The organism is Gardnerella pickettii, assembly GCF_029226345.1.
Taxonomy (GTDB): domain Bacteria; phylum Actinomycetota; class Actinomycetes; order Actinomycetales; family Bifidobacteriaceae; genus Bifidobacterium; species Bifidobacterium piotii.
In genome coordinates this window covers 537,907-549,442 of the sequence record NZ_JAKNCU010000001.1, presented here as the reverse complement: position 1 = coordinate 549,442, position 11,536 = coordinate 537,907, and the positions used below count along the sequence as shown (strand labels likewise).

The window sequence follows — 11,536 nt, the reverse complement described above, 5'->3', positions numbered from 1 at the left end:
ACTATTCTTTAGTTTCCTTTAGTTTCTTTAGATTCATTAAAAATTGGATTGTCAATATCTTCTTTGCGCAAAGACACATTATTCCAATGCTGCCAAACAGTCCTATGAGAATCCCCTACTTTTTCTTGGCGCTTCAAAACTCTAATTCGAGCCTCTTCTACACGTTGCGCAGCATCGAAAATCGGACGCGTAAAAAATGGATATGAATCCTTTTTCAACGAATCTTCACTGTTTTGCAACTTTTCAAAACAAGAATAAGCCTTAGTATAAAAACTTGTGCAATTCGTTAAAATTTTATACGCGCATTTAAGCGCGTACGCAAGCCCTGCACCAATCATGCATAGCATAAAAAGAGTTAATAAAAGCCAAATCCACCATGGCATTTTAATTCTCCAAGTTTTGGCAATCGCTATTATTAACGCTTAATTCTCGCTGTGCTCGAGCAATAATCATAGTGCGCAAAGTTTCTGGAGAAACAGCTTTAATATGACGAGCGTGAGCAATGCAAAATGCAACAAACCAAGAGTCGGAAGAAACCGTTAAATGAACCTTAACACCAGTTCCACAAGGCTCGATGGTAGCTCCAGAAAGACTCTTTAAGAAGTTCAAATCTGGCTCATCTGTAATAAAGCATGTTTGAGTGCCATTGTCAAAACTCCATTTTCTAAGTTCGCTAACTGGAACATCTGGAATTTCTACAGGGCAAATAGGCTTAACAACTTCTGCACGCTCAATTCTTGCAACGCGCAAAACCTGCCAAATTCTAGGCAAACCGTTTGCTTTATTAATCGAAGTGTCTTTTGCAACAAAAGTACGCTTATCTTGTGGAGTTTGAGCCTCAACATCTGTCCAAACAGCAACGTAGTAAACGCCTTCATCAACAAAAATCTTAGAAGGAGCAACAATCTTTCTGCGCGTTCTACCAGCACCGTCCGTGTACTCCATGTCGATTAATGCATTAGCACTAATAGCACTGCGAACAACAGAACAATTTCTAGGCTCCACCTCGTAACCAGTAAGGCTAAGCCAAGGAGTCTCCCCTGGGCTAACATGCCTACGCAAACGCATGTAAAGCGCTTTGGCTTGATTTCTTTGTTCAACAGGCAAAAGAGGAGAATGCGCAAGGTAGTTGATAGAAGCCGTAAGCATGCTCATATATTGTTGAGAAACTCCAGCTAAACGCTCAAGACCAAGCGAATTAGTTGCGGAAACAATACCTTCGGCTTCTAAAAGAGACCAATCAATATCGAAGAATTGGCTACCTGCCATCTCGCCATCGTCGGAAACAGTAGTAAGCGTATTAATGTCTTTATGCAAAATCGCAACAAATCTACGAAGTTCATCGTCATTCTTAGGTTTGCCAATGAATCTTACAGCAAGCTCATTTAGTGGGAATTCTTCTCCAAGATGAGCAGAAAGGAAAAGCATTAGTCGAAGTCTGCGATCTACTTCGCTTCCAGTTTGGAAAGACGTCTTCTTCTGACGAGACTTGTCTGGCTCGTTTTCCGAAAGGGCTTGATTGTCTTCCGCATTAGAACGTGCAGAATCAACGCTTTGATCAGCGTAATTCTCGTCGCATTCAACGAATTGCGTAGCAGCATTCAGCCTTCTATAGAAAGCGTCCACAGCTTCTTGAGGGCTTACAACGCAAGAACCTGGATGTTCAAGAACAAACATTGCTAAATCGTCGGAATCAGTGTATGCAACGTTCAAATGTTCACCATCAACGTCAACAGTTGCTGCAAATCTTCTAGAATCAATAACCTTAACCAATGCGTCTGGAATTGTTTGAGTTCCAAGCCCTGGAGCAATCGAATCTAAGCCCAAACCAGGAATAGGTGTTTGAGGAACGCGCGGAGCAGTACGAGACGCAGAAGAATGTTGCTGATCTACTTTGCGCGATTCAGAAGAAGAAATCGACATAGAGCGAGCTAAATAATTAGCAGCTGCAAGAACAGGAAGCTCTTCTTGTTCAAAACGAATACGCACGCGTGGTTCGTCACCAAGTTGCAACCTGTAAGATGCAAAATCTTGGCCTTCTGACTTTGAAGAATATTCAGGCTGACGAGATTCAATCGCAATACCCATAGCTGCAAGCTTTGCACGATCTCTTTGGAATTGCTTTGCAAACGCAGCCTTTGCAGCTTGGTCGGCAAGCTCTCCATAAGAATCGGCATAAGCCTTAACTCGTTGCGCAATCTGACGCGAAGTCAGCCATTGTGGAAATGCGGAAGACAACACAGCTAGCACATCAAGCTCGTGTTTACCCCACTTATCGGAAAAACGACGTCTTCCGTTACTTCCTTCTGCCATTTGTCCTCACGTATCGTTTCTTTTGTAGTTTCATCTTGTGTTAAAAACATGCGAAAAACGCTAAATTCTCAACACACACCTTAACTATTTTAATGGTGTTTTGCCATACGTGTGGACATTTTCAAAAAAAGTCATCAATTTTCTTAAAAAGCCATTAATCAACACTATAAAAACGTTGGAATAAGGCCATTTTCCACACGACACGCCCGAATGAATTTATTTTGTGATTACACCCACTCATCTGGTTCAATGCCCTGAGGCCCCACAAATTCGCCATTTGGAACGTAGCTTGGCTCCCCCGTATCTTCTAAAACAGCATCCGCAAACATAGAAACTTGACTTCCAAAAGTCCAATCGCCTCGTATTGTAACAGATTTTGCAGCCGCCAAAGCTGGAACAGAATACGGGAATCTTTCGTTAAAATCATCAATAGTCTTATAAAATCGTGGATCTAAATCCACATTTGGAAATATGTAATTGCCATCTTCCATCTCGTAAGAATCCGTAAGATGGAAGCGATCAGAACGCATTATAAACAAATCGTTAGTTGTCTTTACAGGCAAAAATCGCATTCTATCAACCTCAACGCAAATTGCATCATCAAAAAGAGAAACAGCAGAGCCCATAGCAGTTTCAAGCTGAATCACCTTTTCGCTTGAATCATCAGTTGGGTCAACAGTCTTGTGATTGCAAATAACTGGAAGAGGGAGAACACCTTTATATTTTTTAAGAATCTTTTGCAAAGCATCAACACGAATCCAAATATTATTAGTATTAAAATAAGGATGTTTATTAATACTTTGCGCACTTCTTCTATCTTCTGCAGCAACTTGAGTCATTTCGCGAAGCATCATTCTGCCAGTTTCAAGACTTCTAACAATATGACCACCTTTACGGTCTGCTTGAGTACGCTTAGCAACCTCAATCATGATTGATGCACCAGTATTTTCAAAATGCTGAGCAAGAGTCCTAGACGGTCTTGCGCCTAAATTGTCGGAGTTAGAAATGAACAAGTACTTAATGCCATTTTTCTTTAGAATATCCAACAATCCAGATTCCCAAATAGTTGAAAAAATGTCACCGTGACCCGGAGGGCACCATTCTAAACTACTGTCTTTAGAACAAGAAACAGGCTCACCCGTTTCCTCTAAAAGCTTTGGCTCTTGATGCTGAATAATTTCAACAGGAATATTTTCTTGAGAAAATTTTTTTGTACGCTTTAATACTTGTAAAGTATCTTTAGACGTGCGGAAAGAGTTCATAAAAATCAAAGGCAAATCAACGCCTAAACGTTGGCGCGCTGTAAGAACTTGACCAATTATAATATCAATAAATCTCATTTGACGAGCTTTATGTCTTCTAACTGGCAATAGCGACTTTGCGCAAGACAATCCCATTGACGTTCCAAGACCACCATTTAGCTTAATAAATGCTGTTTTTGAAAACGCGTTAACGGCTTTATTGTGATCAATTGTTTCATAAATCTCATGAAAATTTGGCACAGTCTTAATAGGTTCTACTGCGTTTTCGCGAATAAATCCGCCAGTTTTAGCTTCATTCCACACTTTATAAAGACGTTCAAATTGGCTAATAGCAACTTCGCTCATACCGTGTTCGCGCATCTTTGCAGCGGACAATTCAAAAGTGTTGTCCATTTAACGCAGCCTCCCTGTATGCATTTTGATTAATAGTTTATCTGCTCAAACAATATGTTGCAAACAAAAATGGACTCACGCGTTAAACACGCAAGTCCATTTTTACATTTCAAATAGTTTTCAGTAAAAGAAAATTATTTGAAACTTAGCAAAAACTATTCAGCAGAGCCTTTGCCAACCTCAACACGAGCGAAAGCTAAAGCAGAGCCGCCAACTTCCTTGAACAAGTCGCCAATAGTCTTGGAAGGATCCTTAACATAAGCTTGCTCAAGAAGAACAGTTTCCTTGAAGAATGCGTTCAAACGGCCTTCAACAATCTTTGGAACGATCTTTTCTGGCTTGCCTTCTGCCAAGGACTTTTCGGTAGCAACGCGACGCTCGGACTCCAACACATCTGCTGGAACGTCTTCGCGGCGGAGCCACTGAGCACCCATAGCGGAAATTTGCAAAGCAGCTTCGTGAGCAACCTTAGCGCCTGCTTCGTCGGTAGCAATCATAGAAACAATGCTTGGAGGCAATTCAACGGACTTCTTGTGAGCGTAAACCTCAACGTGAGGACCGTTAACCTTGGCAATCTGGCCAACCTTAACGTGCTCGCCAAACAATGCTGATGCTTCTTCAACTTCTTCCTTAACAGTAGCATCTCCAGCCTTAGCGGCAAGAAGCTCTTCTGCATTAGAAGCATTGGCTTCAATAGCATTGTTCAACACAGTTTCGGAGAATTCAACAAACTTTGGTGTCTTAGCAACAAAGTCAGTTTCGGAATTCAACTCAACTGCATAACCAGTTTCGCCTTCTGCAGTCTTAACAACCTTAGAAGCAACGGTTCCTTCTTGGGCCTTGCGACCTTCACGCTTGCCAGCGGCCTGAATGCCCTTAGCGCGGATGATTTCCTTAGCGCGAGCTACATCGCCTTCGGCTTCAGTAAGAGCCTTCTTAACGTCCATCATGCCTGCGCCAGTTTCTTCGCGCACCTGCTTAATCAACGCTGCAGTAATTGCTGCCATTTTGTTCTCCTCATTAACTGCCAACAGGCTTATTCAGCCTTGGCTTCATTGTCGGACTGTTCAGATTCCTTAGTGAGCAGTTCCTTTTCCCATGCTGCCATTGGCTGAGCATTGGCATCTTCAGCCTTTGCACCCTTGCCAGCGTGATCAAGCAAACCTTCTGCAACAGCATCGGCCATCAAGCTTGTAAGAAGCTCTACGCCACGAATTGCATCGTCGTTTGCTGGAATTGGATACTCAACGGATTCTGGATCGGTGTTGGTGTCAACGATTGCCACAACTGGAATACCGAGCTTGTGTGCTTCTTCAACAGCCAAAGCTTCCTTGTTAATGTCTACAACAAACATTGCAGAAGGAGTACGGTTCATATTGCGAATACCGCCGAGCTGCTTGGAAAGCTTATCCTTTTCGCGCTCAAGAAGCAAAAGTTCCTTCTTGGTTAAACCAGATCCACGAACGTCGGTAAAGTCCATTTCCTCGAGTTCCTTCAAACGCTTTACGCGAGTAGAAACAGTTTGGAAGTTAGTCAACATACCGCCGAGCCAGCGCTCACTTACGTAAGGCATGTTTACGCGAGTAGCCTGATTTTGCACAGCTTCTTGAGCCTGCTTTTTAGTACCCACAAACAAAACAGTGCCATTGTGAGCAACAGTCTGCTTAATAAAGTCATAAGCCTTGTCGATCATGTCGAGCGACTTGAACAAATTGATGATATGAATACCATTGCGCTGAGTAAGAATGAACTGCTTCATCTTTGGATTCCAGCGACGAGTTTGGTGACCGAAGTGCAAACCAGCCTTCAGCATTTCGCTCATGGTAATCTGTGCCATATCTATATACCTTTCTTGTCGGTTCTTGCCTGGCCATGTCTGTTCGCATGCAACTTGGCTAGCATATAACTAAATCCAAGCCGACCGACACGAACGGACGCGTACATGGCGCGTATATGCGCATTCTGATAGACAATAAAAAACGAGCAATCGTATAACGCGACAACACTCATGCTCAAAGCGAATACGCAGAGTCATATTATAGCAGAAGCTTTATACTAACTTTGTAATCAATCTCTATAAAAAATCGCAATAATTTATTGAATTAGCTACTTAGAAGAGCTATTGCGCAATTGGCGTAAAGCTTGCTTTCTAACATCTTTTTCTAAACGGTCAATATACACATGACCATCAAGATGGTCACATTCATGTTGAATCATGCGGGCCATTAAGCCTTTACCTTCTAGAACAACAGTTTTACCGTCTAGATCTATTCCTCTTGTTCTAGCATAATCAGCTCTGCGGGTCTTGTACCACAATCCTGGAACCGATAAGCAGCCCTCATCTCCGTATTGTTCTCCACTAAGCTCTTCTATAACGGGATTCAAAATATAGCCTATTGTTCCATCAATATTATAAGAAAATGCTCTAAGATTAACACCAATTTGGTTCGCGCTAAGTCCTGCACGACCTGGATCGTTTACAGTTTCTAATAAATCTTCTACAAGACTTCTAACAGATGGCGTAATCTCGCGAATTTCATCACAAGGCGTTCTAAGAACAGGGTCTGGAACAACTCGGATTTGTCTAATAGTCACGGCACTCCTTAAAACAAAAAGCTAATTAAAATCGCAATCCACAATTATACAAACTTTATAGTAATACCATCTGTAAATCTGTATTTGCAATTGTTAATTAGCCTATTAGTATTTTATTTTATAATCTTATTCACTAACGGTTTGGTTTACTCCATCTTCATTATTTGAATAAGATTCCTTAGAATCGGACTGCAAAGGCAAATCTTCTCCAAAACGCTTCAGATGCGTTGCAGCTTGATCAATAGCTTGCTTAACTTTAGGAGTAACAACCTCTTGAGCTTGCTTAACAGTTTCTTGAGCCTGCTTAACAGTCTCGGTTGTTTTATCTAAAATCTTAACCGTTGCAGGAAGTGGCCTACTATTAGGTTTTGGAGCATAAAGCTGCGTTTCAATAATATCGCTATATTTCTTCAAAACCTTTGGACGCACAACCTTCATGCTTGGCGTTAACGTACCAGCATCTTGAGAGAATTCTTCGTCTAAAATAACAAATTTACGAATAGACTCCGCTCTAGAAACTGTGCTATTAGCTTGATCAATAAATTGCTGAACAACAGATCGGATTGCATCATTTTGTGCAATATCTTTCATTGGAATAGTCTCATCCATTCCTTGATTATTAAGCCAAGAACGAACCATATCTGGCTCAAGCTCAATAAGAGCAGAAACAAATGGCTTTCCATCTCCAACAACCACTGCATGCGAAACAATAGGACACTTTGCAATAATGGTTTCAAGAGGAGCAGGACTTATGTTCTTTCCACCAGCAGTGATAATAATGTCTTTTTTTCTGCCAGTAATTGTTAAGAAGCCCTCATCATCAATCTCGCCTAAATCGCCAGAATGAAGCCATCCATCTTGGTCAATAACTCCTGCAGTAAGCTCTGGCTTTCCGTAATATCCAACAAAAACATTAGGACCTTTTACAAGAACTTCGCCATCATTTGCAATGCGAATTGTGATTCCAGGACCAGGCTTTCCAACAGAACCAACTTGATTAGCATGCTCAAAGTTAACAACACATGGAGCAGCTGTTTCCGTCATTCCATAACCTTGAATAAAAGTTATTCCATCTAATCCATTAAAGAAGTGAGCAAGCTCTGCATTTATTGGAGCACCACCACAAGCTAGCCACGCTAAATTAGGACCAAGTGCAGATCTTATAGAAGAACCAACAGTCTTCATATAAAAATCGTGCTGCAATTTTGCATAAATAGAATGCGATTTTCCTTCGACTTCGTCTTTAGACCACTCAACAAAATGCTGAACAGCCTTAGCAAAGATTCTACCGCGGATTCCAGCTCCAGCTTTTTGAGATGCTGCGTTATAAACTTTTTCAAACACTCGAGGAACGCCAAGCAAATACGTAGGCTTAAAACTACGCAAATCTGCCAACAAATGTTTAGCGTTTGGAACATATCCAATAACGCCATTCGCTCCAACTGCAACATATTGAATATACCTTGCAAAGCAATGTGCAAGAGGAAGGAATAGAAGTATTCTACTTGGCTTATACAACATGTCGTTTAGAACATCGTATGCTGCGTAAACAATGTGCGTAAAGTTTCTATTAGTAAGCATTGCTCCCTTTGGCTTGCCAGTAGAGCCAGAAGTGTAAACAATAGTTGCTAAATCATCTGCTTTTATTTGATTAATAGCATTATTTAGCTCATCGTCGCTTATTGATTTTCCAAAATCAATAACAGCATCAATACCATTGGCCTTAAAGTTAAAAACCGTTTTTAATGAAATTCGCTTATTGTCTTGACGAACTCTTTCCAAGCATTGCGCATGCTCGTCGTCTCCTGCAAAAGCGATAACAGGCTTTACTTCCGAAATAATATCTGCAGCTTGAAGAGCGGAGTCAGTTTCGTAAATAGGTATGCTAACAGCACCAATACAAGCGCACGCAAAGTCCACAACACCCCATTCATAACAAGTTGGAGAGTAAATAACGATTTTGTCTCCTTGCTTAACGCCAAGAGCGATTAAGCCTCTTGCAGTAGAACGAACTTTGGATAGCATCTGTGATGCGCTAACATCGTGCCATTGACGAGTATTGTCATCTTGCCATTGTGCAATCACACCTTGCGGGTCTCGCATTGCCCTATTGGCAAGCAATGAATAAATTGTGTCACCATCGTTAGTTGGGTGAATGTCTTCTACAGAAAATTCTCGCAGCATATTCTTAATTGTACGGTATAAGCATGCCAACACAAAACTATGAAGATACAAAAATATGCACAGAAAATTAGCGTTTTTTACAAAATAACAATTTAACAAATAACGATTTAGAAAACCCCTTGAGTAAAACAGCAAATGCAAATTATATTCTAGGGGCGTTACTCAAATAAGCTAAATAATCCAACATGTTTATGCATGTACATACTTAATTGAATCAATAACTACTTAAAATTCATATTATGCAAACTACGATTAGGTAAAACCTAACCTATATCTGCTAACGTGCAAACCCATTTTCCCATTATGAATCTAAGTGTTAAAGATGTCCAATATTCTGTATCTCCAATATGAAGCAAAACAACTGCCTCTAATTGTGATGGAGAAACCAGTATTCCGTTTATCATCTTCGGTATTGTTGGATTACTTCTTAGCTTAGAAACTTCTGCCTCATTATGCTTATCTTTGTAGCATTCATTAATCAAGTACCACATATTCTCGAGTTTGTATATACACTCTTTTGTTAATGCTCTTTTCATCTCTGGCGATATTGGCCTGCCGTGAGAAATATCACCTACTATGCACGCTACTTTGCATATTTGCATTGCAAGATATAGGTACATCTTTTTACCATGCGTATTATTGAAACACGATGATACGTGATAACTTGCCATTGAGCGAGAAGACCCAACTGGTATTAAACCTTCATAAACTGGAAAAGGTCTTCTATCTTTAGTCTGGAACCGCGACGGATCTACTTGATCTGGGAAGTTACTATTAATAACCTCCCAAAATGTCTCATTATCATCGTCGTTTGCATATAACAGAGTGTTAGAAAAATTTCTCATTCTCTCCTTCTTTCCTAAAATTTTGTCAAGTCATTTATTTTTTAATTCCTTATTTGTTAATTTTGTTTTCACATTATTTTCTAATGTTTAAGTAAAGCATACAGCTTATTGCAAAAAATAAAAGAGTTAATTTAATATGTGGATAAAACATTCATAACGCTTGAATTTTCACCGAAAAATCAAGGATTATCTAACAAAAGTTATACACATTGAATAAAAAGAATTGCTTTATAGTCCAAAGCTAAGCTGACTAATTCTATTTTCAGAATATTCATCAGCTTAGCTTTACACAGTTTTGGCCTATACCCTTTTGGCTGCCTATAACACCGAAAGCTGGCATACGTGCTGAGACATGTAATAGAAAATAAAAAATCTCAGTAGATATGAGGACAGTCTGCTGAGACATAAAAAATGGAGCGGACAGCGGGACTCGAACCCGCGGTCTCAACCTTGGCAAGGTTGCGCTTTACCAACTAAGCTATATCCGCAAACAAGATGCCATAGTAGCCTGATTTATTGTTGAATGCAAGTTATAATCAAAAATAAAAAAATATATAGTGATTTTCTGCTGTATTCAAGCAATTTTACGGAGTGTTGAGTATAAGAAAAAGATAAGAAAACGATAAGAAAAATATTGAATACGATAATTATTATCATTAAGCCATAAATTTTTATAAAAATTTTTATTAAAATGTGATTTTTATCATGAAAAATCGTAAAAATAATGTAGAATAAAAGATAGCTTTTACCAAACAGGTAAAAGAAAACTGAAAAAGCAATGTTTTTCAAAGATGAAGCATAGAACAAGGAGGTTTCTATGAAGGCTATTGTTGCAACCAAAGATAAGAAGGCTCAGGTTGTAGAGAAGGAACTTCGTCCATTGGAATTTGGCGAAGCCTTACTCGATATGGAGTGCTGCGGCGTATGCCACACCGATCTTCACGTTAAGAACCAAGATTTTGGCGATAAAACTGGTGTTGTTCTTGGCCACGAAGGTATTGGTATTGTTAAGGAAGTTGGCCCTGGTGTTACAACATTAAAGCCAGGCGACCGTGCATCTGTAGCATGGTTCTTTAAGGGTTGCGGACATTGCGAATATTGCACCACTGGCCGAGAAACACTTTGCCGTAGCGTTTTGAATGCAGGATACACTGCCGATGGTGGCATGTCTCAAGAGTGCATCGTCGCAGCAGACTATGCAGTAAAGGTCCCAGAAGGCTTGGATCCAGCTCCTGCAAGCTCCATCACTTGCGCTGGCGTTACAACCTACAAGGCTATTAAGGAATCTGGCGTACATCCAGGCGAATGGCTTATTTTATTCGGTCTTGGCGGTCTTGGTAATCTTGCGTTGCAATATGCAAAGAACGTATTTGGTGCGCACGTAATCGCAGTAGATGTTAACGATGCTCAGCTTGAATTTGCTAAGGAATATGGCGCAGATTTGTGCGTGAACCCACTTAAGGAAAATGTTCCTGAATTTGCTATGAAGAAGGTAGGCGGCGCTCATGGCGCTGTTGTAACCGCTGTAAGCAAGGATGCTTTTAACTGTGCAGTTGACTCTGTACGAGCAGGCGGCACTGTTGCAGCTGTTGGTCTTCCACCAGAAGATATGGAACTCAGCATCCCTCGCCTTGTTCTCGACGGAATCCGCTTGGTTGGATCCCTTGTTGGAACTCGTAAGGATTTGGAAGAAGCGTTCCAGTTTGGTGCTGAAGGCAAGGTTGTTCCAAAATGCCATATGCGCAAGATGGAAGACATTAACGACATCTTCGATGAGATGCTCAGCGGTAAGATTCGCGGTCGAATGGTAATTGACCTCTCCCACTGAAAAAAGAGATAAAATAAAAATCTAGAAGCCACTTAGCAAACGCTAGGTGGCTTCTAGTTTATGTTTTAAGAAGTTTTAAGATGCTTTAAGATGTTTTAAAACTTAATTTTTGCACA

Annotated in this window: 9 protein-coding genes and 1 tRNA gene; 1 reads left to right on the top strand and 9 read right to left on the bottom strand. The window is 40.5% G+C overall.

The window, feature by feature from the left end; translation table 11 throughout:
* Positions 1–8: 8 nt before the first annotated feature.
* From MAF46_RS02110 to MAF46_RS02070, 9 genes are all read right to left on the bottom strand, one after another.
* Complete coding sequence (locus MAF46_RS02110; RefSeq protein ID WP_004130839.1) at positions 9–383, bottom strand: hypothetical protein; 375 nt, start codon at positions 381–383, stop codon at positions 9–11.
* Position 384: 1 nt separating this feature from the next.
* On the bottom strand, positions 385–2,313 hold the full coding sequence (locus MAF46_RS02105) for a helix-turn-helix transcriptional regulator (protein ID WP_004130835.1): 1,929 nt from the start codon (positions 2,311–2,313) through the stop codon (positions 385–387).
* A gap of 227 nt (positions 2,314–2,540) precedes the next feature.
* Positions 2,541–3,968, bottom strand: a complete 1,428-nt coding sequence (locus MAF46_RS02100) for a UTP--glucose-1-phosphate uridylyltransferase (protein ID WP_020757638.1) — start codon at positions 3,966–3,968, stop codon at positions 2,541–2,543.
* A 155-nt stretch (positions 3,969–4,123) separates the two neighbouring features.
* Positions 4,124–4,975: a translation elongation factor Ts gene (tsf, locus tag MAF46_RS02095; protein ID WP_060785983.1), complete on the bottom strand. Its 852-nt coding sequence runs from the start codon at positions 4,973–4,975 to the stop codon at positions 4,124–4,126.
* Between the two features lie 29 nt (positions 4,976–5,004).
* Complete coding sequence (gene rpsB, locus MAF46_RS02090; RefSeq protein WP_004130830.1) at positions 5,005–5,805, bottom strand: 30S ribosomal protein S2; 801 nt, start codon at positions 5,803–5,805, stop codon at positions 5,005–5,007.
* A gap of 269 nt (positions 5,806–6,074) precedes the next feature.
* Positions 6,075–6,563 (bottom strand): peptide deformylase, encoded by a 489-nt coding sequence (gene def, locus MAF46_RS02085; RefSeq protein WP_060785984.1) that lies wholly within the window; start codon positions 6,561–6,563, stop codon positions 6,075–6,077.
* Positions 6,564–6,689: 126 nt separating this feature from the next.
* Positions 6,690–8,747 (bottom strand): AMP-dependent synthetase/ligase, encoded by a 2,058-nt coding sequence (locus tag MAF46_RS02080; RefSeq protein ID WP_060785985.1) that lies wholly within the window; start codon positions 8,745–8,747, stop codon positions 6,690–6,692.
* Between the two features lie 263 nt (positions 8,748–9,010).
* A complete protein-coding gene (locus MAF46_RS02075; RefSeq protein ID WP_004130824.1) occupies positions 9,011–9,592 on the bottom strand; it encodes a hypothetical protein in 582 nt (193 codons plus the stop codon).
* A gap of 412 nt (positions 9,593–10,004) precedes the next feature.
* Positions 10,005–10,080: transfer RNA gene (locus MAF46_RS02070), tRNA-Gly, on the bottom strand.
* A 329-nt stretch (positions 10,081–10,409) separates the two neighbouring features.
* Here MAF46_RS02070 and adhP point away from each other — a divergent pair.
* A complete protein-coding gene (adhP, locus tag MAF46_RS02065) occupies positions 10,410–11,420 on the top strand; it encodes an alcohol dehydrogenase AdhP (protein ID WP_004130822.1) in 1,011 nt (336 codons plus the stop codon).
* Positions 11,421–11,536 lie beyond the last annotated feature (116 nt).